Here is a 21622-nt window from a genome sequence, read left to right as displayed (position 1 = left end):
CGAGAAGGAAGTGATTGTATGCATTTCTGTAAAACGTGTGGTCAGCCATTAGCTGATCACACGAAATTTTGCAAACATTGTGGAGCTACCCAAACGATAGAGACTACTACCCCTACCACACGACAGCAGCAAAACAAACGTTCAAAAAAGCCTCTTCTTATAACACTTGGTGCGCTCGTTGGCTTGCTTGTTGCTTCTGTAACATTTTATATCGTCATGCAGAAAAAATTCGGACCTGAAGCTACGATTGCAACGTTTCAACAAGCGATTAAGAGCGATGATATTGCTACAGTTAAAGAGATGCTTATCCAAGGTCAACCTGATCTTACGGTAAGTGATGAGATGATTCGTAATTTTATAAACTATGCTAAAAAAGAAAACGGCGTAAAGGCATCTCTTGCTTCCCTAGAAAAACAAGCGCAGCAAAAAAATGATGCAGACGTCATTATTCCTGTGCTCGGCTCCAATGAACCGAAATGGTTTGAACTGAAGCGTGATGGCACACGGTGGCTTTTTTTTAGCAACTATCAACTTGTTGTTAAACCACTAACCGTTGACGTTTCCTCTAATTATGATCATACCAATGTTTATTGTGATGGTACGAAAAAAGCCACGATTACAAAGAAAGATCAACCCGTCACCTTACGCTCCCTTTTACCTGGTGACCATAAACTTAAAGTCGTCTATCACGGCGAGTACACAACACTACAAGCAGAGAAAACATTGCCAATGAATGAAGCGAACGACGCAAAGCTGAAAATAGACGTACCAGTCGAAGGAGAATTTGTGACCCTCACCTCTAACTATGACGATGCACGCCTATTTATTAACGGCAAAGACTCTGGAAAAACCGTGGCCGAACTGCATGAACTCGGTCCCATTGCGACCGACGGATCACTCTCACTCTATGCTGAAAAGAAATTTGACGTTGGCACGGTAAAAAGTGAAACCGTCACCGTCCGCTCTAGCGGACCAGTCGCTTTACCAATCGATTACAAAAAGCCAACATCCGGTGACTCTCCACCTTCTGATGCTGTTAAACCAACGAGCGATGAAGCAATCGAGCAATTTATGCTCTCGTATACAACTGCTTCAGTCGCATCTTTAAATGAAACCAACTTTTCACTCGCCGAGCCGTATATCGATCCTAAAGGTCCTCATTACAATGAAGCTATGCGCTACGTTCAACATGTGGAAAAAGAAGGATTTAAAGAACAACTCGATGATTTCAAAGTGACAAAAATTGATCGCTCCAAACCAAACCAACTGCTCGTATCTACAAAAGAAGCGTATACCATTACACGAAAAAATGGCTCCAAAGTTCAATTAAAGTTTCTATCAGACTACGTTCTCTCACTCTCATCAACCGGAAACGTCCTCGTCTATAAAATGTATGAACCAAAACCTATTAAATAATGGACGAAAGGTTCTCTTCGGGGAACCTTTTTTGTATGATTTTCCTAAAAAAGTAGTCATTTTTTACCTGAATATTTGTTATAATGAAACGCGAATCTAGGAATAAGGTCTTGCGTAAGAAAGGCAGGGATGCGTTCAATCTAATCTAGCAATCTCAAGAGAAAAGAAAAAGGGGTACACGTATGAACACTAATGAACACGCTTCCACAAGCAGTCGTTTTACACAAAAGAATAAACAACCGAAGAAAACCGCTCTCATTTCTATTATAACCATTGCTCTCCTACTTATTGGAGGCGTTACATTCTATTTCATTATGAATGCAAAAACAGGGCCAGAGGCAACGATTCAAGCATTCAAGCAAGCGATTCTTAACGAAGATACGGAAAAAGTGAAAACATTTCTTGAGCAAGGTCAATCTAACGTAACGATTGATGCGCAAACGGTTCAGAGTTTCATTTCTTATGCTAAAAAAGACCGAAATCTATTGGCCACAATGGATTCTTTAGAAAAACAGGCACAAGCTCATGGCGACATGGAAGTGATCGCCCCGGTAACGAGCACCAATGATCAAAAATGGCTTCAACTAAAACGTAACGGCACAGAGTGGCTCTTTTTTGATCGTTATATCGTAGCCATTCAACCGATTGCCGTTAAGGTAGCCTCTTCATTTAAAAATACAGAAATCTATGTGGATCGCCAAAAAAAGGGGAACCTCGAGGAAAATGACGGCACAATCAATGCGGGCTATGTCTTACCAGGTGAGCATAAAGTAAAGGCCATTTATAAGGGCACATATACGACGTTAAAAGATGAAGCAACCCTTGAAATGAATGATGTAAAAGACAACAAAGCATCCATTGATTTGCCACTAAAAGGTGAATATATTAACCTTACGTCCAACTATAGTGACGCCCACCTATTCATTAATGGAAAAGATACAGGAAAAACGATCGCCCAAGTGCAACAAATCGGGCCAATTGCAACCGATGGTTCCATTACGCTGCATGCTGAAAAGAAGTTTGACGTTGGTCACTTAAAAAGTGAAACCGTCGTCGTCCGCAACAGCGGTTCAATCTCATTGCCGATTGATTACAACAAGCCAAAAGTTCAAGCTGCCAAACCAAATGAGACACTCCCACGCATGACAGCGGACGAAGTGAAGAACTTTATGCTAGACTATACGACTGCTTCTGTTGAATCATTAAACGTTGGTAACTTCGGACTCGCCGAGGCATATATCGATCCAAAAGGACCCGCTTACAATGAAGCACGTAAATACGTTGACTATATTCAAAAGAAAGGCATTCAAGAATATCTTGATGATTTTGAAGTAACCAATGTGGATTTTTCTAAACCAACCATGATTACGGTATCCACTAATGAAGCCTATACCATTACATATGCTGATGGCTCTAGTAAGCATAAGAAATTCCGCTCCAAATATTATTTATCACGCTCTGATGCCGGTAGTTTACAAGTCTATAAGCTAGCAGAACCCGTTTTAGTCAACTAGCTAAAAAAGCATGAGCCATCCTGTCGAATGGTTCATGCTTTTTTTTAGCGATATTTTTTCGATACAAGCCACTCTGTGAACGGCATCGTTACCCAGGCTAAACAGATAGCAATGACAAGTGGGATATTTTTTAGATCCTGCATGGCGGTCGCTTTTTCTGAAATGACTAGTATAAGAATCATTACTACTAACAAGATATAATAGCTGTACTTTGAACTCTTTAGAGAAATGTGCTGTTCTAATTCATCTTTTTCATGCTCGTGTTTGCCCTTCATATTCCCCCATGTAAGAGTATGAAACAAAAAGCCAAGCCCTAATGAAAAATAAACAAGTGTCATCGCATTGACGACGCCAGCGGTGAACCAAGTATACAAGCCATGACCACCAATGGCAATGATGATGATCCACGAGCCAATCATACTAACCTTTTTAATCGCTGTCATCACGGATTTATCCTTTCAAGTGTGCTGTTTTATGTTAGACAAGATAAGATAAACTAAAATTTGTAGAACCCCAATCGCACGTAAAGAGATGATAGTAGAGCCGATTTGATTTGTCAGAATGAGATCTTAAGACATTTAACATGCTTCTTTCTCTTATTGCTCTCGTTCTTTAACGATTCCATGTAAAACACCCTTTACATTTTTTAGTATAAGTGACATCTAAGCGGTATGTCAAAGACATTTTACATTCTAAAAAAAGACGCAAGCTTTCGCTCGCGCCTTTACTATACGGTTTGTGTTTGTAGAAGCTGATAATAGTGACCTTCTTCGTTCATTAACCGTTCATGACTACCTTCTTCTTCAATGTGACCATCACGGACGACAATAATTTTATCCGCATTGCGAATTGTAGAAAGGCGATGCGCAATAATGAAGGTGGTGCGATCTTTCGTCAGTTGATCTAGGGCCACTTGGATGGCACGTTCGGTTTTCGTATCCAGTGCTGACGTCGCCTCATCTAGAATGAGGATGGCGGGGTCTTTTAGGAACATCCGCGCAATGGAAATGCGTTGTTTCTGACCTCCGGATAGCTTCACGCCTCGCTCACCAATCATCGTTTGCAAGCCTTCTGGTAAAGAGGCAACTAGCTCTTCAAGCTGCGCATTGCGCACCGCATCCCACACTTGTTCTTCAGTCGCTTCAAAATTACCATAGCGAATATTATCAGCGATGCTGCCATCAAATAAATACAAATCTTGTTGCACCACGCCAATTTGACTGCGTAACGATGCTAGTGTCATATCACGAAGATCAATATCATCAATTGTAATACTGCCAGACGTGACGTCATAAAAACGTGGAATTAAACTACAGATCGTTGTTTTCCCTCCACCAGATGGTCCAACAAGCGCTAACGTCTCCCCTGGTTTTACTGAAAACGACAGCTGCTGTAACACTTCTTGAGACGCTTCGTACTGAAAATGAACGTCAGAAAAAGTGACTGCTCCACGCATGCGTGGCATCTCAATGGCATCTTTTGCATCTTGAATGTCTGGCTCTAAGTCCATCATCTCTAAGTAGCGCTTAAAGCCCGCATAGCCTTTTGGCAACAATTCTAAAATTTGATTAATATGTTTTACGGGCGCAATGAACACCGTTGATAGCATAACAAAGGCAACAAACTCTCCGTAGCTCATTTCTTTTTGAATAACAAACCATGAACCACAGCCAAGAACGAGCAACAAAATAACCTTCATCAGCGCAAAGTTAATAGAGCTGCTGCGTGCCATAATTTTATAAGCGCCTAGTTTTGCGGACCGAAATTTTGCATTCGTATCTTGAAACAAGGCAATCTCATGATCTTCTTTCGTAAACGATTGCACGATGCGAATGCCGCCAATGTTATTTTCAATGCGTGCATTATACCCGGCAATTTTTCCATACATATTATGAAATGCATTAGACATTTTCTTACTATAATACAAGGAAACAACGATAATAATCGGTACCGCCACCGCTAAAATAAGCGCGAGTTTCCAATTGATACTAAACATAATGGAAAAGGAACCTATGATCGTCATAAAGGCAATAAATAAATCTTCAGGACCATGATGCGCGACTTCACCAATGTCCATTAAGTCATTTGTTAAACGCGAAACAAGGTGTCCTGTCTTATGATTATCAAAAAATGAAAACGAATGGCGCTGCAACCGTGCAAATAAATCACGACGCATATCGGTTTCTATATTTACCCCAAGACAATGACCAAAGTAGGCTACCACATAATTCATCACGGTTCCGATTAAAAAGACAGCTAACAATGCAATACAAGCAAACGTAATCCAACGCCAATTGTTCGTTGGCAGCAAATCATCAATCACGTGATTCATCGCCACTGGAAACGCTAGCTCTAATATGGCTACAAAAACAGCACAGCCAAAATCAAGTAAAAATAAGCCCCGATACGGCTTATAGTAAGCCGCAAATCTTCTGATTGTATCGATGGTGTTCCCCTCACTTCCCTTTCTTTGTTCTTATTTAGTGTACAATAAGCACCCTGTTATTTCCATGCGCAAAAAAAGCATCTACAGGCGCAGATGCTTTTTAGATTTTTTACTTATTCACGTACGTATCAAACCATAGCTGCATGTAACCAGCTAAAATTCGTTGCGCTTCTGTTAAGCGTTTACCCGTCGCCGGCACGACGGCAGCCCGCCACTTAGCAGCATAGCTATTCGACACAGCCGCTTTTACAAACCAAGCTTTCGTAGTGTCATTCACAATATCAGGATAATCCTTTTTCGCTGCAACCGCTGTTCCATGCAACCAATCTTCCGGATTTGTTCCCTTCCAGTGCCAATAGCCTTCTCCATCTTTCACAGCATAGTCTTCTTTAAAGCTATCCACATAATTTTCATATTTAGAGTGAAAGCCTTGTGGATAAGATAGATTCGTAAAGTTCGCTGCATGCATCGGTTGGTTCAGATCGCCAATATAATGTAATGCCAACCCTAAGTTATAAAAAGCTTGCTTATGATCTCCCTTTTGATACGCTTCTCCCGCTCGTTTAAAATATTTCACGCTCGTCGTCTTCGCATGAGCGGCAAGTGGAATGTAGGACTTGCCCGTGTCAGGATCATAGAAATGCGAAGCAAACGTGGCGTTGTCGTAGTAAGGATTAGCATGGTCCGCATCATAAATACCTTGCTCTAAATCGGATTGCCACTGTTTTAATTGCTCTACCTCACCCGGCTTTACAACGTCTTTATTGTTCGCCATAATTTCCATCGCATGACGAACAATCCATAAATGCGTATTCGTATCCTCGTGGTGCGGATCTTCAGCTGACCATTTAGCTGTAATCGGTGGTTGTGCATCATCTTCGGCACTCGCATTTCCTTGAAATCCAGTTACGAGTAAGGCAGCTGTTGCTACCGCTACAAACGTTTTTTTCATGATTCTCTCCCCTTTACCTTTACGTTCCTCATTTTATTTTACAATAGCAATCCAAAAAAATAGTCCGCCTATTTTACTGAATTTTCTAGTAATAGAGAATGAGTTTACCTTATAGGTAAAGTATACGAGAGAAGTATGTGGGTCGTTTTAAGCTATTGTAAAAAAGAGATAAAGAACGAGCTACGCTGCTTTACAAAGCCACTTGTTGAGTCGATATACTAAAGAGACCCATTGCGCGCCTCATTATAATAAGAGGTAAGCTGCTTCATAATATCCGCTTGATTTTTACCACGAATGGCACCTACATGATTGTATAGCGCATACTTTCCTTTTGAGGCAATTTTTTTACCAAAACATAAAATCCCGCTTTCTTTTAGCGCGTGCAACCAGTTATTTTTCACCGCGGCTGTTCGTCGCCAACTCGATCGATGGACCGTACCCCATGATACGATAAGCCACGGATGACGTCGAAGTTCTTCAGCTGTTGGTAATGGACTAGACATTGACGTTTCAGACGCTATAAATTCAAAGTATTCCGCAGGCACACCAGGACGCACACATTGTAAAGGAAGTACACTATAAATATGTAATCGACCATTCAATTTTTGATTATGATGCAAATGAGTGAGAAACGCGGCTAATTGACGCATGGTAGCATCCAGTGGAATTTGTTTTGTTTCGTAGGTTTGACGAGGTGAAAGGGCACGGCGATCTACTGCTTCTTTTTCACTAATCGTTGGAGCATGGAGAATTAAACAACTGCCAAGTGATACTTCACTTTTCCCCCATTGAAGATAGGCGTGATCGCGAAAGCATTCATTGTTGCGAACAGAAAAGATGCCATAAGCTTTAGGTGCCATCTACAAGTCTCCTCTCACGACATTTGAAGACTGCGTCGTTTTCGGAAAGATTTGCGGTTCATCACGCCCCAATAGCTGCTTTTTAAGCGCTCGGCGTCTTCTTCTTCAATCATTTGAAATGCTGTAATGCGCTGACGAATAGGAGATAATCGATGGAGTTGAACAATTAAATACTCTGGAAGGATATGACGAAGATGTGGAAGCTGACGAAACATATCAAGCATTTCTTCATACGTAGTCGCCTGAAAGGATTTTGCTTCTTTATGGGAGTTAAATGACCCTTGCACCCACTTTTCCCACTCTTTTCCGAATAAGACTTCGGATTGTTCTTGCACGAACTTACGAAGTAAATTTTCAATAGAATACATCCACTCATAATTCTTAGCAACGAACTTTACATCTTTCTTCGTAACCACCATCTTCACCTCACTTAGAAATACAGTCTTCTATGCTGAAAGTTCTTGGTGGGTAACTGCTTAGGAATAATTTACTATTAAATTCGCAACATTTCAACATTTTTTTCAGAATTTTTTAAATCTTTTATATCTTTTTACCTACTTTTAAATAAAAAAGAGTGCTACAGTGTTTCATAGCACCCTTACACGCTAGCGTTTATAGTGACGATACAGCACAATGATCCACACATTAAAATACGTAGTTAACACGAGATACAAGACAAAGCCAACGCTTGCTAGAACGAAGGAATATAAAAAGAGAAATTCTACGAGCGCATTGAAGACGCCCATGACAACAAACATTCCTAGTCCAAGCACATATCCTTGCCATTTCACGCGAAAGCCCCTCTTGCATACTTCGATGAGTGATACATCTTCAGAAACGACGCCAATGACCGCCATGATTAACAGCAGCAACAGCACACTAACAACAAGCACCATGAGCACAAGCATCACAGGAATGTAGGCTATTAATCCGTAGAACAATCCATAAAGAGCTGCGCCTGATAAGAGGAAAAAGGTTATTACTAAGAAACTTATTCTACTAAAGTAATACACTCCCCCAGAAAAGTAGCGCCAAAGCACACCACGGTTATGATCGATTGCCTGTTGAGCCATCGCTAGCATCCCGCTAATTGAAAACACTGTAATGCCAATCCACAAGAGAAGAAACACGATCAGCAGCATATTTTCAATTCCGGATTGTTCAAGAAAAGTTTCCCAATCCATCGTTACTGAGAAATCAATGAGGTTATTCTCTAATCCTTGTAAATCTAGAAAAACCGTTAGGCCTAGTAATAAACAAACCCCTGTAATCATTAACACAAAGATTGGTCCCCATACTAATCGTTTATTATGTTTTAATACGTTCCAAGCTTCTACAAACGTCCTCATAGGTACCCCCTATTTCATACGTGCCACTCCCTATTGTAGCGCACTTCCTCACAACCGTCTTATTGCATTTTGATCCTACTTTATGTAACGTACCCTCGGTCCCCACTAACAGTAGTCGATGACTGCATTTTTTACCATTAAATAAATATTAATTTCAGATCATACAGGGTATTACTTACCAGTTCGTTCGTTTCCTTCTAGGTGTTTCGCTGCATTTTATTCTAATATAAGGAAATCACATTATACTTATGTCATAATGGGAATTAAATGGATATAAGGAGTGATCATCATGAAAAAGGGAATTTTCGTAAGCTTTGTATTAGTTGGGACACTTGCGCTTTCTGCTTGTAATATGAGCTCAACAACATCATCTTCTTCAAAAGGGAATGGGCAAGAGCAGAAGAAAGTTAGCGAGAAAGAAGAGCTTACTACGTATGTTAATAAAACAGTGCCAGGTTATCGTGATGAAGAAGTAAGCATTATGCAAAAATACACAAAAGCAGTAAGTGAGGATTATAAAGATGATCAGCAATTAAAAGACACGTTGAAAAATGATATTATTCCTCCTTACGAAAAATTTTATAAGAAAGTATCTTCTATACAGTTACAATCTCCTGAGTTAAAAAAAGCGCATCAAAAATATTTGGATGGAATCAACAATCAGCTAACCGGTTATAAATCAATGGTTAAACTAAAGAATCTAACAGGTCCTAATGCAGAAAAAACAAAAGAAGGTCAAGAAATTGCGCAACATTTTAAACAAACGATAGAGGATTTCTCTGAGTATAAAAAAGCTGTTAAAGACTTAGCCGACAAACATAACATTAAACTAACAACGCCGGAAATGCCTTCAACCACTAACTAAATCCCTTTTTAAGCAGCGACTTTCGCTGCTTTTCTCTTTATACTTAAACTACTTTAATAAAGAAAGGGTGATCCTATGATTAACTTTATTGGCTGCGGCAGTGCCTTTCATACCGAACTAGGCAACAACGGCGCATACATGAAACATAACAACCATCTTTTTCTTATCGATTGTGGTAGCGCGACATTTGAGCGCTTACAACGTTTTCGCCTGTTAGACGATGTAGACCACATTACGGTGCTGCTGACACATACCCACCCCGATCATGTCGGCTCACTTGGCGATTTAATCTTTTACAGCTATTATGTGATCGGTTCGCTATCTCCACGGGTAACGGTCCTCTCACCACCTGACTTACACGTGCAAGACTTGCTTACGCATATGGGCGTAACACCGACCTTTTACACCGCTCAAGAACTAACTGAAACAGCTGTACTCAAAGCCTTTTCTCTAACAATCGAAGCCATTCCAACGATTCACGCCCCAGAGCTTGCGTGCTACGGCTACTTACTTTCACAAGAGGGCACGACCATCTATTATAGCGGCGATAGCCAAATCATTCCTGCTCGCATTCAAACCATGCTAGCACAAAACGAGCTACACGCCCTCTATCAAGACACATGCAGCTTCGATACTCCAGGAAACGTTCACTTATCGCTCGCAAAGCTACAAGCGCTCATCCCACCCGAACGGCGCTCCCGTGTATGGTGCATGCACCTCGACGCACAATTTTCTAGTAATGATGCAAAGGCGCTCGGTTTTGGGGTGGTTGAAGTCAAGATATGATATCTTGACTTTTTTTTCATGTCCATGCTACTTTTTCGTAACTTTTCTCTATTTACAAAGTGAGGATGTTTCTTCACTTTATGATAGAGAGGACGATTGGTTATGAACCCTGGGCACATTTCTACATTTCAAAACTACAGTGAATTTCAAAGTGTACAAGAATTTAATAGTTCAAATGCCCGCTTTTTGAAAGATTATGGCCACCGCTTTACGAAAGGCGAGCGCCTGGCGTTTCAACAGTTAACACGCTACAGTGTCAAAGTAATTGGTGTTTGTAACGCACGCATCTGTAAACTTGTGGCAGCTTGCTATAAAAACGGCGGAATCTCGCGTTCAACGGTCGAACGCATGTTACGTAAAGCACGCAAACTTGGGATTCTTTCAACTCTTCACACGATCCGCAAGAGTGGTGGCTATGCACATAATATTTTTATTTTTCACTACTATGACGGAACGACCCCACCGTATTTGACAGAACGCAAGGAGCGTGACATCCCTACAGAACAAAGGGAAGAAGCGCCTTTAGCGCCCCCTGAAACGTTAAGACCTGAAACAAAAGAATTAAACACCAAAACCATACGTAAGGAGACCATCGTCCCGTCAACGGTTCTTGACTATTCGTATCTTCCCACTTACATTCCACGTGATTTTATTAATGCCGTACGCTCTTTTTTCACAAGCGCATCTGAAATTTGTAGTCTATGGCAAACGGCACGTATGGCGTATAAAAAGCTAGACTTCCGCTCCACACCAATTGAACACCTCGTACCAAGCATTATTCAAAGTTTCAAAGTGACTGTCTATCAATACAAACGAGGTAAAATCCGCCAAAGCTTTACGCAATATTTGTACGGTGCGCTCTATGGCGTCTTGATCGTAGACAAGCGTCATGAAGTGGCAAATGAGAACCAAAGCTATAACTGGTTAGAAGCGACTTCCTCTTCAGCATCCCTAGTAGAGTGGGTCATGCAACAAAGCGACTATGACTGGTTAGAAGACGAATAAAAAAAAGAAGCTGTTCTGTTTATAGAAGCAGCTTCGCAATTCATCGAGAACAAACTTTACCTATTGCGTTGTCTCTTTACACAATGATAAAACACCGTCTACCTCAATGAGATGATTGACTCTATGGGTGATGATAATGATTGTCGTATTCGGCAGCTTTTCTCTAAGATTTCTTAAGACTTGATGCTCGGTTCTATAATCTAATGCGCTCGTTGCTTCATCTAAAATAAGGACAGCAGGTCGACGCAAGACCGCCCTTGCGATCTCAATTCGTTGTAGCTCGCCACCAGAGATTTTGGAACCCAATTCCCCAATGTCTGTATCCAGTCCATTGGGCAATGATTGCATCCAATCATGTAAAGCTACCACAGCCAAACTTTCCTCAATCTCTTGTAGTGAACTCTGGTCATTGGCATAGCGCAAATTATCATAAATACTTCCGCTCTGCAACTGAATATTTTGACTTACACCATACAAAAGTTTTTTGACATAGTCTTGTTGTAAATGCTCGTACGGTTCACCATTGTACAGCACTGTCCCTTGTGAGGGGATCAGTAATCCTAGTAAACAATGAGCAAATGTAGATTTCCCCGTCCCACTTTCGCCAATAATGGCATAGCTTTTATGAGCTTCAAATTCATAGTTAATGTCTCTTAATAGGGTCTTGCCGTCATCGTCAATGACTGCTAGATTTTGTACACGTATAGGGGTAATACGTGCCTTCGTGTGCCGTGCTAGTGTAGCAGCTAGTGGTGGATTATATAGTGCTTGAATTCGTTTGAGTAACAGCTTTATTTCCTTCATGTCAATGAGTAGCTGTTGATATGCTGTTAATGCGGGGGTAATCCAAAGAAAGATGGCAACAACAGCTACTAATTGGCCTACCGTTAGCGCTTGTACCATAACAAGAGATCCACCATAGTAATAGAGAAAGGCCACGGATAGACTGCTAAAAAAGACACGTAGGAGCATCGCCCGATATTTAATCTGTAGCGTCTGTTTGTACGTTTGCATATACGCTGTCACCTTTGCTTGATCACGCTGCTGAAGTACGGAAAAATGATGCATGCTTTTAACAACTTCAATTCCTGTGATCATTTCGCGAATCGAATCACCAAGAATTGCTTGCGATTCAACAACCTTTTGATAATGTCGTTGATAACGGGCTGTTATTTTCGTCAAAATAAACAACTGACAAATCATAAGTAGCAGTAAGCCGAAAGCCATTCCATAACTTTGATAAAATATATACGCCATTCCTAAAATAATCGTTACGCTCAACCAAATTACATTGCCAATGCCTTGATAAAAAAAGAGCGTTACCTTTTCCGTTTCATCTAAATACCGCTGAAGAATATCATTCATTTTCATGCTGTGAAACCAAGAAAGTGCACGCTGTTGGATCGCACTATATATGTGCGTCCGTGCACTCACTGCTACAGCTAACACAAAAGAACATACCCGCAAATCCCACATGTATAGACTTCCTGAAACAACAGGTATTAAAAAAATACATAGCGCAACACCTATTAATAAAGATTGATTCTGATGAGGTAAAACGACATCAATAAGATAACTCGTTAAAAGAGGTGGAAGAAGTAGTAGGAGCGCACGACTCGTAATGAGTACGATGGCTAGGACAATTGAGTAACCATGAGTTACGAGTACTTGACGAATAGCTGATTTCATCTTAATGATTCACTCCTTGCTCAACGCTAGCATGCTCCCATAACATGCGGTAATGACCGTCCCTCTCCACTAATTGCTCATGGGTGCCCTCCTCCACTAGCTCTCCCTCGTGAAAGACTAAAATGCGCTGAGCATACACAACGGTCTCTAGCTTATGTGCAATAAAAAGCATCGTTTTATGTTGAAAAGCACGCGTCAACGCATTCATAACGTTGACTTCATTGGTCCGATCTAGAGAAGACGTCACTTCATCTAAAAGCACGAAATCTGGCTGACTTAAAATCGTACGAGCCACCGCAATTCGCTGTTTTTGTCCACCAGATAATAAGGAGCCATTCTCACCTACCTCATTCTGTAGCATTATATCTTTGCTAACATTCAGGTCGCGCAAAAGAGTCTCTCTTTCATCTATAGAAGTACGGTACATCCACTTCAAGTTGTCATCTATCGTGCCGTTAAAAAGAAATGGTGATTGTGTAACAAATCCAATGTTCGTTGAACGGTATGTATACTGTTTCAGATCGAAGCTGTCGATTGTAATTTCTCCGCTATAACGTTCAAAAAGCTTTGCTAGTAAGCGCAGCACTGTACTTTTCCCCGAGCCTGATAAGCCAACAATAGCTACATGCTCTCCTGCATGAATCGTAAATGAAACGTTTTTTAAAATTGGCTTTTGCTCAACTTCATACCACACGTTTCGAAATTCGATGTTACCACGCAGGGGCGGAAAGAGCCTGTCATCTTCTTTATTTTTACCAGCTAGCCAACGAGCAATGTTCACTAATCGTTTTTCAATATCTTTCATACCGAGAAATGTCGCTGAGTAGGAACGCAGTGGTGCATTTAACGTTGTTACGTACCCTGTCACAATAACAAGATCCCCAATCGTTAACTCACCCGCAAAAACTTGCCAACCCCCTACTGCAAAGAGAAGAGCGGGTGCTAAAGCATCCAGTACCCGCGGGAAATTTTTAAAACGATTCATTGTTTGATAACGTGCTTGTAGTAATTTAGCCCATTGCGTATGTAATTGTTCCACTCCTTCTCTTTCTTTCTCTTCTGTTCCAAGCAATTTAATTTGCTTCATTGCCTCAAAGTTCTGCAACGACTTTTGACGCAGCATCGCCTTATGATGGCTTAACTTTGCAGACGTTTTTCGCTGAATCGAACCAAAATAATGTAACGGCCCTATGTACATTACATAAATGGCAACTACAATAAACAAAAATGGCCAGTAAATGTATGCAATGATACACAGCCCACCAATGGCAAGAACCGTTTCATACAAAAATTGCGGTACCGTTTCCAAGCTAAATCGTTGTACTTCTTGTAGATCATCAGTAAACCATTGTAAAATTTCGCCTCGGGGAGTCGTACTATAAAAGGCTAAATCCTTCCTTGGTAGCACTTCCAACATATCTGTTCGCAGCTTGCTTACGATGTCCAACGATAACACCGCAGCAAAGTATTGACGGCTTACGCTAACTAGCTCGCATAAAATAATGATAAAAAAAAGCGAGACACATAATTGGCTTAATGAAAAGGAATGCGTCTCACCTGAAAGTTCGTCAACAATCGTACCAATTAGTAGGGGCGGAACGGTCGCTAGGCCTGCTCCTATGGTTGTTAAAAGACATAAAAGGAGCATTTTTCCTCTAAACGCTTTGAAACGCGGAATTAGTTCCACCCTCCACAGCACTGGTTTATCTTTGCTTTTCATTTACGATGAAACGCCCTCTCTCGTCGGCCCATAAACCCCAAATGGCACTACTCCTGCCTGGCGCATCAGAACTGTAACTTGCCCTCTATGATGAACAATATGCTTAATAAGTCCGAAGAAAATCGTCGCGTTTGTTTCTTGGCGTCCGAACGCATTTTGGACTTCCTGCAAGGACACATCATTCCACTGCTCAGCAATGGCCTCACTCGCTCCTTGGCTAATTTCTGTAAACACATGCGCGATTTCTTTTGCTGAAGCAGGTACCTTTTTGCCCAAATAATCGGCACTCATCCTTACCCCAAAATGCTGAAGATACTCAGGAATATTAGTTGTAAAATGCCAAGCAATCTCCCCTAACGTGCGGCCCTCATGGTCGACGCGTTGTGTGAGAGACTCATCCGTTAAACGATCAAGTACAGCTTGTGTTAATGATGCTTCGCGGTTCCACTCTTGTATAAAATCTGAAATCGTACAATACATGTGTAACACTTCCTTTCTTATTTTCTAGATAAAGAATTCTTGTTCTTTTGGATATTCCCTGCAAACGTTAAAAGAGCTAGACATGCAAAAAGGTAAAGGTTTACAATTAAAGTGAAATTCTTACATAACGGAGGGTTTTTACAAATGAGATTAAAATGTGCGATTTTAGATGATTACCAACGCGTTGCGCTCGAGATGGCAGATTGGTCTGTACTACACGACACTGTAGAGATCACAACATTTCATGAGCATATGAACGAAGAAATAGAGCTTGTTAAGGCACTGCAAGATTTTGATATGATTGTCATCATGCGCGAGCGCACGCCGTTTCCGAAGTCATTATTGGAAAAACTTCCTCGTTTAAAGCTACTCATTACTTCAGGCATGCGCAATGCGTCCATTGACATTGAGGCAGCCGCTGCCCAAGGTGTGGTCGTATGTGGAACAGCTAGTCACTCAGAGCCCCCGGTAGAATTAACTTGGGCACTCCTACTGAGCTTAGCTCGTAATATCCATGTAGAAACTACTGCTTTTCAAGAAGGCGGTCCTTGGCAATCAACAGTTGGTAGCGACTTATCCGGTCGTACCCTTGGCTTGCTAGGCCTGGGGAAAACAGGCCAAAAAATGGCGCACATTGCTCAAGCATTTGGCATGAAGGTCATTGCTTGGAGTCAGAACCTGACACAAGCACGCGCCGATGAAGTTGGCGTACAGCTAGCTCAGTCTAAGGAAGAATTGCTTACTACGAGCGATTTTGTCTCCATTCACCTCGTCCTAAGTGAACGAACGCGCCACCTAATTAGCAAGCACGAATTAGCGTTAATGCGACCTACCGCTTATCTCATTAACACCTCTCGATCACGCATTATTGATACGTCAGCACTCATTGCTGCACTACAAACGAATGAAATAGCAGGCGCAGCCATTGATGTATTTGACACAGAACCACTTCCCGCTACAGATTTATTACGCACATTGCCTACGTTACTAGCTACTCCACACCTTGGTTACGTAACAAGACGCAACTATGAAACGTATTTCACACAAGCCATTGAAGATATACAAGCCTTTGTTAAAAACGAGCCCATCCGAACGTTATATTAAATGGATAAGGAGCGATTATATGCTAAAAAGAGTCTTGCTCATCTTACTAACGCTAGTTCTTGCTATAGCCTCGTTATTGCTTGCAGCCAAGCACCCTACAGGCCCCAATACGATAGCGTTTGATGAACCGCTGGTATTCATGATTGCAATAGGCATCGTTGTATTTCTTTTTATTCCACCGTTTGTCATGTCCTTTTTTAGCAACTCGGTAGTACGCATCAACATTGTCTATCAATTTTTTATCGTACTATCCTTTCTTGGCTTAGTGCCATTAGGCTTTATGGTTGCCAATGGGGCACTAATTGCTGTTGTTTCGATCATTGGACTTCTCGTCAGTGTAGCAAGCATCGTAGTTTTGATAAGAGAGGCAAGCGTGGCATGAGTTTACTTCATACGGCTATAGTCATGTATGTATGTTTTCTTATCATATTTTTTGTATTCATATTTCGCGGCGAAAAGAAAGAGAATCCAAATGAAAAAGCAGTATTCTCCTCATTGATCGCAGCAATCGCCCTCGCTCTCATTCCGACGATCGTCATCATGGGGGTCATTTTTGTTACAACCGGTTCAACTTCGCTGCTTGTAGATTTTTTCTCTTTAAAGATTGATTACCAACAGATTATCGTTGTGAGCATCAGTATGGTCGTGTACGCCTTTACCATTGACTATCTTTTTGTAGCCATCGGCAAGCGCTTGCTAGGCGATCGCGGATTAATCGTTGCCTTTGCTTCTGTATTTCGGTTCTTATGCGGTTATATCGCCTGTATGATTTGTGACATTGGAACGTATGATACGATTAAACTTTCTCTCGGGTTAGTATTGTTTTGGTTCGTACTAGAAAGTGTGTTTGCTAAAAAAGAGCGGCGTGATCAGGGAATGAAATTATAAATAAACGCAGCAGATGCGTAATCTGCTGCGTTATTTATTATGTAGATATCGATGGAAGTTTCGAGGAACTAGTGAATCTGCCAACCAAAAGGCAAACGCTGTAAGAGTAATAACATACAAAAAGCCCTGAAAATTATTGATATATTCTCACGACCGCGTTCCTTACACTCATGCCTTTCATCTAAATGCTTAGTATTTTTGATAAAACAATCCACGAACTATAAAGAGTAATAATGTTAGAGACACTAAGATACTCATAGTCTCAAATGCTGATAAAGATACAATTTTAAAGTAGGCACCATATAACACGATTACAACGCTACAATAGAATATTGCATACCTTTTTGTTTAATAAAATTTGCTCGTTCGTCTTTTGCTTGGGATTATGGAAAAATATACCTTACTACAAAACAGATAAAAGTAAATGTGCAATAGGACAATACTTCGATTAACAAATAGTGATCTAGTTGAAATACCTATATACGTACGTATGCCTAAAATGATTAAAAACAAAACTCTAAGTGCCAGAAAATTTCTTCGAGAAGTCATAATTCCCCTATAGGAATAACAGCACTTTTTTAAATATGATTCAGATATGTCTTAGCGCTATTTACTTTTTTAGTAATAAATTATAAATTTAGACAATTCGGTAAAAGCTTATAAAATAGCCTGTAAGCTTTTACCATAGTATTTAAGCTGTCAAAATTTATTCGAAAACACGATTACACTATTTTCTTTTTTCTTCCTAGAACATAATCCTTCAGTACGATAACCAAAAGTAAAGAACCAAAGATTGTTCCTGCCACAAGCGATAGTGCGAATGCAGTATGCCACGTCGAACTTTGCATTTCAATTCACACACCTATGTAAGGTGCGACGAAGACGGAGCAAAAAGCTCTCGCCTTTATCGAATTTCAATCCACGCACCTATGTAAGGTGCGACGTGGAGAAAATTCCATTGAAAGTGATTGATGATAAATTTCAATCCACGCATCTATGTAAGGTGCGACACACCAACACAGCGCTACTGACGCGCACCCTTCCATTTCAATCCACGCACCTATGTAAGGTGCGACGCATAAATTGACGGAACCACTCATGAATAACAAGATTTCAATCCACGCACCTATGTAAGGTGCGACATAAACTATGCCCGTGATCTTACACAAGTAAAAAATTTCAATCCACGCACCTATGTAAGGTGCGACCATAGTGAGAGGTGATAGGTGATTGCAGAGTGTCATTTCAATCCACGCACCTATGTAAGGTGCGACATTATACTCTCCACAATGATAAAAAAGAGACGATTTCAATCCACGCACCTATGTAAGGTGCGACTGCGGATCATTGCGGGAAAGGCGTTTCAATGCAATTTCAATCCACGCACCTATGTAAGGTGCGACAAAGGGGGCTTAAGCCCCCCGTTATTAAAAATTTATTTCAATCCACGCACCTATGTAAGGTGCGACGTGGATACCTTTCAAGCTATTCAGAACTCATTTTTATTTCAATCCACGCACCTATGTAAGGTGCGACAGCGATTTTGAGCAATAAAACTCCTATTAGTTTACATAACACTCAAAATCAGCTTTATTCTTTTCTTTTTGCAATGAAAAATACAATTTTTAAATCTTATTTCGACAAAAACAAACAAAAAATGAGGTGCGAATCCCCCAGTAAAATCATGGGAGCTTCCTATTCGCACTAAAAAATTAATGGTTGATCTAAGTCAATGGACTCTTTAATTCCTAAGTGCTCTACTTTCGTCTTGTAATTATTACCAAGTCGATAAAATCGCAGACTATCTTGTTCTTTGTCAATAAGATCGCCCAGTTCTATTTTTAAAGAAGCAAATTGCGTAGAATCTACTAAACACTCAAACACGGAATTTTGAACGCGTTGTCCGTAGTTTTGACAAACCTTAGCCACTTTACGTAGTCTTTTTTGGCCACCTAAACTACTTGTACTAACATCATACGTAATCAGGATAAGCATAGCTACTACCTACTTCCACAAAAATGGTGGGTACTCATCTAAATCTCCTCGGAGAAAGCGAGCCAGTAGAAGAGCTTGTGCATGAGGAACAAGGCCCCATGCTATTTTTTCTCCCAAGTAAGGGTGAGTAATCTTCTCTTGTTTCTTATTTTGCCAAGCTGTTAGAAATTTTTTTCTTGCTTCTTCACTCATGAGTACTGCACCGTTTTCTTTTTTAAAAAAATCACTTTTGTTCATGACTTTTTTATTAATTAAAGAAAGAACAAATTTGTCTGCAAAAATGCCTCGCAATTCTTCCATTACATCAAGTGCTAGAGATATTCTACCTGGTCGATCTCTATGTAGAAACCCTACATAAGCATCAAGTCCCACTCCTTCTAATGCAGAAGCCATGTCATTCGCCAGAAGTGTATAGGCAAATGACAACATGGCATTAACATTATCAAGTGGTGGTCTCCTTGTACGGTTATAAAAAGAAAAATCATCTTTTTGCTGAAGAATCATCTTATTAAATAACTTATTGTACGTAATAGCAGCCTGACCTTCTAAGCCACGTAGTACTTCCAAATCACTACATGCTCTAATTTCATGCATAATGATCGTAAGGTGTTGCGATGCTTGTTTGAACTTCTCTACATCAATCCGTAAAGGATAATCTCTCGTCATTCGTTCAAGAATCCATTTCGCGTTAAAAACTTTACCTGTAATAAAATTTCTAGCAATCAATGCTGATTCTGTTTCATTCTCCGAAAGATTATATTGCTTTTTACGAAGATGAACGTTCCCTCTGCTACGACCAATTACACGATTAAGGAAACGACCACTTTTTGTATAAAAGACTAGGGAAATATTTCTTTCAGAGCAATAGCCCATAAGTGCCGGACTAGCTCCGGTATAACCGAAAGAAGCAATAGATTCTAAGTTATGCAGCGGAACTCTACCTAACTTTTCCTGATTCTTTAATAGAACGACGTTATCACCATCTAACGATAGATAAACGTCAGGTTGGGTAACAAACAATGTATTTAATAGTTTCCTCACATTGTTAACTTCCCTTCAATATAGCTTTTAACAGACCGCTTCTTCATTAAATCAGGTAAACAAAGATGCTGTAGGGAACAACTCTCACAAAAGGATCCTGTTTTTACTTTAGGTGTATGTTTTTTATCATAATATTGATGCATCTGTGACGAAATCTCCCTTACCTTACCTTTAAGCTCAGGCGTGATTGGAACTTCTATTCGATGCTTAATCTCATTATAGAAAAGAAAGCCTGAGTGAATTTCGCAGAGAAACATTTCTTCTAAACAAATAGCTTGGGCGACTAATTGTAAAATATCAGCTTCATTCTGTTTCGGCTTGCCCCGCTTATACTCTACTGGATAAACAGCAAATCTTCCCTCTGCTCCAACTATATTCACGCCATCAGGATTTTCAATAAACTCTACAACATCGCAAATGCCAGTAATCTGCAACTCATGAGAGTTAACATGCAGCCCTCGAACTACAAGTTTGTCGCCACGTTTTTCTCTAATCATAGGTTGATCTGCCTTACGGTGAAGGTATTGGCCTTCTATCGTTTTCACATTTTCTTCCCACTGTTGTTCAATATGAATTAATGCCCATTGCCGCTTACAAAACTGAAAATGCTGAATGCCTGACAGCATGAGATAACTGTCTTCATCCTTATAGTCCACTTACAACCTCAGCTTGCAACCCTTCTAATTCGTTAACAACAATTGTATAATCTTCTATACTTTTCGGCTCATCTACTTCTGCTTTTACTTCTAGTAACCGATGTACTTTAGCAGAAGAATATTGCCCAAGCTTGGAGTTATGCGTCCACCAACAAACTTTTTGTACTTCCATACTGCCATCAGGACGTGCAGAGGATACGTCATTTTCAAACAATGTAATCAGTGCACTTTTTATTTTTTGTGCATCTTCATGTGTGAAGCCTGTTTTTTCCGCCAGTTGGGTGTTAATGCTTCCCTTAAAAACATAGAGCCCGAAATCAACGCGATGTTTCATACCCATTGTGTCCGAACCACGTTCGCTACCTGATTCCGAATTTACACTCTTCGTAATCTGCATGCTTGTAATATCAATAGGACTTACACTAGTAGCCGTATGAATGGATACAGGTCCCCGGATCCCTACTGAAACACCTTTCGATTTTCCAGCTCCTTTAAATGCTAATACTTGTCCAAAGCTACGTACATCAATCCATTCTTGACAAGCAACTTCTGCAAGTTTTTCCGCTTGATTATTTTTTTCTTTCAGTGCTTGTGCGTATAGATCACTACCTTCTGCTCGCTCTCGCAAACTATTAAAAGGATCCGTTGTACGATCCGCTGATTGAACAAACACAGACTCTTCCATATCTTGAAGGCGGTTTCTTATTTTTCGTTTAATGGCAACATCTGATACTTCACCGTGACCATCATAATTCTGACGTGGACGATTTCCATTAAGTGGATCACCGTTTGGATTTGCTTTTGTTACAGAAAATACTACGGCAAAATCAATTTTATGATCTAACACTGTCATTTT

Annotated in this window: 21 protein-coding genes and 1 CRISPR repeat array; of the genes, 8 read left to right on the top strand and 13 right to left on the bottom strand. The window is 40.5% G+C overall.

The features are described 5' to 3' along the window. Positions 1 to 18 precede the first annotated feature (18 nt). Positions 19 to 1416, top strand: a complete 1398-nt coding sequence (locus A374_RS15815; protein WP_007203241.1) for a zinc ribbon domain-containing protein — start codon at positions 19 to 21, stop codon at positions 1414 to 1416. Between the two features lie 182 nt (positions 1417 to 1598). Then, positions 1599 to 2930, top strand: coding sequence for a zinc ribbon domain-containing protein (locus A374_RS15810; protein ID WP_007203240.1), 1332 nt, complete (start codon positions 1599 to 1601; stop codon positions 2928 to 2930). Between the two features lie 44 nt (positions 2931 to 2974). Here the strand turns inward: A374_RS15810 and A374_RS15805 are convergent, their stop codons facing one another. From A374_RS15805 to A374_RS15780, 6 genes are all read right to left on the bottom strand, one after another. Beyond that, positions 2975 to 3373 (bottom strand): DUF2178 domain-containing protein, encoded by a 399-nt coding sequence (locus A374_RS15805; protein ID WP_007203239.1) that lies wholly within the window; start codon positions 3371 to 3373, stop codon positions 2975 to 2977. Between the two features lie 284 nt (positions 3374 to 3657). Continuing rightward, positions 3658 to 5376 (bottom strand): ABC transporter ATP-binding protein, encoded by a 1719-nt coding sequence (locus A374_RS15800; protein ID WP_156793247.1) that lies wholly within the window; start codon positions 5374 to 5376, stop codon positions 3658 to 3660. A gap of 109 nt (positions 5377 to 5485) precedes the next feature. Then, positions 5486 to 6328 carry a phospholipase C gene (locus A374_RS15795; RefSeq protein WP_007203237.1) on the bottom strand — a complete coding sequence of 281 codons (843 nt, stop codon included), beginning with the start codon at positions 6326 to 6328 and terminating at the stop codon, positions 5486 to 5488. Positions 6329 to 6546: 218 nt separating this feature from the next. After that, positions 6547 to 7188 carry a hypothetical protein gene (locus A374_RS15790; RefSeq protein ID WP_007203236.1) on the bottom strand — a complete coding sequence of 214 codons (642 nt, stop codon included), beginning with the start codon at positions 7186 to 7188 and terminating at the stop codon, positions 6547 to 6549. A gap of 14 nt (positions 7189 to 7202) precedes the next feature. Next, complete coding sequence (locus A374_RS15785) at positions 7203 to 7607, bottom strand: hypothetical protein (protein WP_007203235.1); 405 nt, start codon at positions 7605 to 7607, stop codon at positions 7203 to 7205. Between the two features lie 186 nt (positions 7608 to 7793). Then, entirely contained in the window at positions 7794 to 8537 is a 744-nt protein-coding gene (locus A374_RS15780; protein ID WP_007203234.1) for a hypothetical protein, read from the bottom strand. Positions 8538 to 8826: 289 nt separating this feature from the next. Between A374_RS15780 and A374_RS15775 the strand changes: the two genes are divergently transcribed. The 3 genes from A374_RS15775 to A374_RS15765 all read left to right on the top strand — a co-directional run bounded on the left by A374_RS15775 (position 8827) and on the right by A374_RS15765 (position 11193). Continuing rightward, a complete protein-coding gene (locus A374_RS15775; RefSeq protein ID WP_007203233.1) occupies positions 8827 to 9402 on the top strand; it encodes a hypothetical protein in 576 nt (191 codons plus the stop codon). A gap of 75 nt (positions 9403 to 9477) precedes the next feature. Continuing rightward, positions 9478 to 10188 carry an MBL fold metallo-hydrolase gene (locus tag A374_RS15770; RefSeq protein WP_007203232.1) on the top strand — a complete coding sequence of 237 codons (711 nt, stop codon included), beginning with the start codon at positions 9478 to 9480 and terminating at the stop codon, positions 10186 to 10188. Between the two features lie 102 nt (positions 10189 to 10290). Beyond that, positions 10291 to 11193 (top strand): hypothetical protein, encoded by a 903-nt coding sequence (locus tag A374_RS15765; protein WP_007203231.1) that lies wholly within the window; start codon positions 10291 to 10293, stop codon positions 11191 to 11193. Positions 11194 to 11253: 60 nt separating this feature from the next. Here the strand turns inward: A374_RS15765 and A374_RS15760 are convergent, their stop codons facing one another. From A374_RS15760 to A374_RS15750, 3 genes are read right to left on the bottom strand one after another with little or no spacing between them, the layout of a single operon-like run. Then, positions 11254 to 12882 (bottom strand): ABC transporter ATP-binding protein, encoded by a 1629-nt coding sequence (locus tag A374_RS15760; protein WP_007203230.1) that lies wholly within the window; start codon positions 12880 to 12882, stop codon positions 11254 to 11256. Between the two features lies 1 nt (position 12883). Beyond that, positions 12884 to 14602 carry an ABC transporter ATP-binding protein gene (locus A374_RS15755; RefSeq protein ID WP_007203229.1) on the bottom strand — a complete coding sequence of 573 codons (1719 nt, stop codon included), beginning with the start codon at positions 14600 to 14602 and terminating at the stop codon, positions 12884 to 12886. Next, the gene (locus A374_RS15750; protein ID WP_007203228.1) at positions 14603 to 15082 is read right to left on the bottom strand and encodes a DinB family protein; all 480 of its coding nucleotides are present in this window, start codon (positions 15080 to 15082) and stop codon (positions 14603 to 14605) included. It lies immediately after the preceding gene. 144 nt (positions 15083 to 15226) lie between these two features. Between A374_RS15750 and A374_RS15745 the strand changes: the two genes are divergently transcribed. The 3 genes from A374_RS15745 to A374_RS15735 are packed head-to-tail and all read left to right on the top strand — an operon-like array spanning position 15227 to position 17074. Continuing rightward, positions 15227 to 16186 (top strand): D-2-hydroxyacid dehydrogenase family protein, encoded by a 960-nt coding sequence (locus A374_RS15745; protein ID WP_007203227.1) that lies wholly within the window; start codon positions 15227 to 15229, stop codon positions 16184 to 16186. A 19-nt stretch (positions 16187 to 16205) separates the two neighbouring features. Then, positions 16206 to 16568 (top strand): hypothetical protein, encoded by a 363-nt coding sequence (locus A374_RS15740; protein WP_007203226.1) that lies wholly within the window; start codon positions 16206 to 16208, stop codon positions 16566 to 16568. Continuing rightward, the gene (locus tag A374_RS15735) at positions 16565 to 17074 is read left to right on the top strand and encodes a hypothetical protein (RefSeq protein ID WP_007203225.1); all 510 of its coding nucleotides are present in this window, start codon (positions 16565 to 16567) and stop codon (positions 17072 to 17074) included. Before A374_RS15740 ends, A374_RS15735 begins: the two co-directional genes overlap by 4 nt. Before the next feature lie 846 nt (positions 17075 to 17920). Then, positions 17921 to 18610: a CRISPR direct-repeat array (repeat unit 32 nt; unit sequence ATTTCAATCCACGCACCTATGTAAGGTGCGAC). 168 nt (positions 18611 to 18778) lie between these two features. On the opposite strand, the gene cas2 is transcribed toward A374_RS15735, so the two are convergent. The 4 genes from cas2 to cas7c are packed head-to-tail and all read right to left on the bottom strand — an operon-like array spanning position 18779 to position 21619. Next, positions 18779 to 19069 (bottom strand): CRISPR-associated endonuclease Cas2, encoded by a 291-nt coding sequence (cas2, locus tag A374_RS15730; RefSeq protein WP_007203224.1) that lies wholly within the window; start codon positions 19067 to 19069, stop codon positions 18779 to 18781. A 9-nt stretch (positions 19070 to 19078) separates the two neighbouring features. Further along, a complete protein-coding gene (cas1c, locus tag A374_RS15725) occupies positions 19079 to 20110 on the bottom strand; it encodes a type I-C CRISPR-associated endonuclease Cas1c (protein WP_007203223.1) in 1032 nt (343 codons plus the stop codon). Continuing rightward, positions 20107 to 20766: a CRISPR-associated protein Cas4 gene (gene cas4 / locus A374_RS15720; RefSeq protein WP_007203222.1), complete on the bottom strand. Its 660-nt coding sequence runs from the start codon at positions 20764 to 20766 to the stop codon at positions 20107 to 20109. The genes cas1c and cas4 overlap by 4 nt, the downstream gene beginning before the upstream one ends. After that, entirely contained in the window at positions 20756 to 21619 is an 864-nt protein-coding gene (gene cas7c, locus A374_RS15715; RefSeq protein WP_007203221.1) for a type I-C CRISPR-associated protein Cas7/Csd2, read from the bottom strand. The genes cas4 and cas7c overlap by 11 nt, the downstream gene beginning before the upstream one ends. Between the last annotated feature and the right edge of the window lie 3 nt (positions 21620 to 21622).

It is taken from the genome of Fictibacillus macauensis ZFHKF-1 (assembly GCF_000269865.1).
Taxonomy (GTDB): Bacteria; Bacillota; Bacilli; order Bacillales; family Fictibacillaceae; genus Fictibacillus_C; species Fictibacillus_C macauensis.
This window is presented reverse-complemented; position numbering and strand designations above follow the sequence as displayed.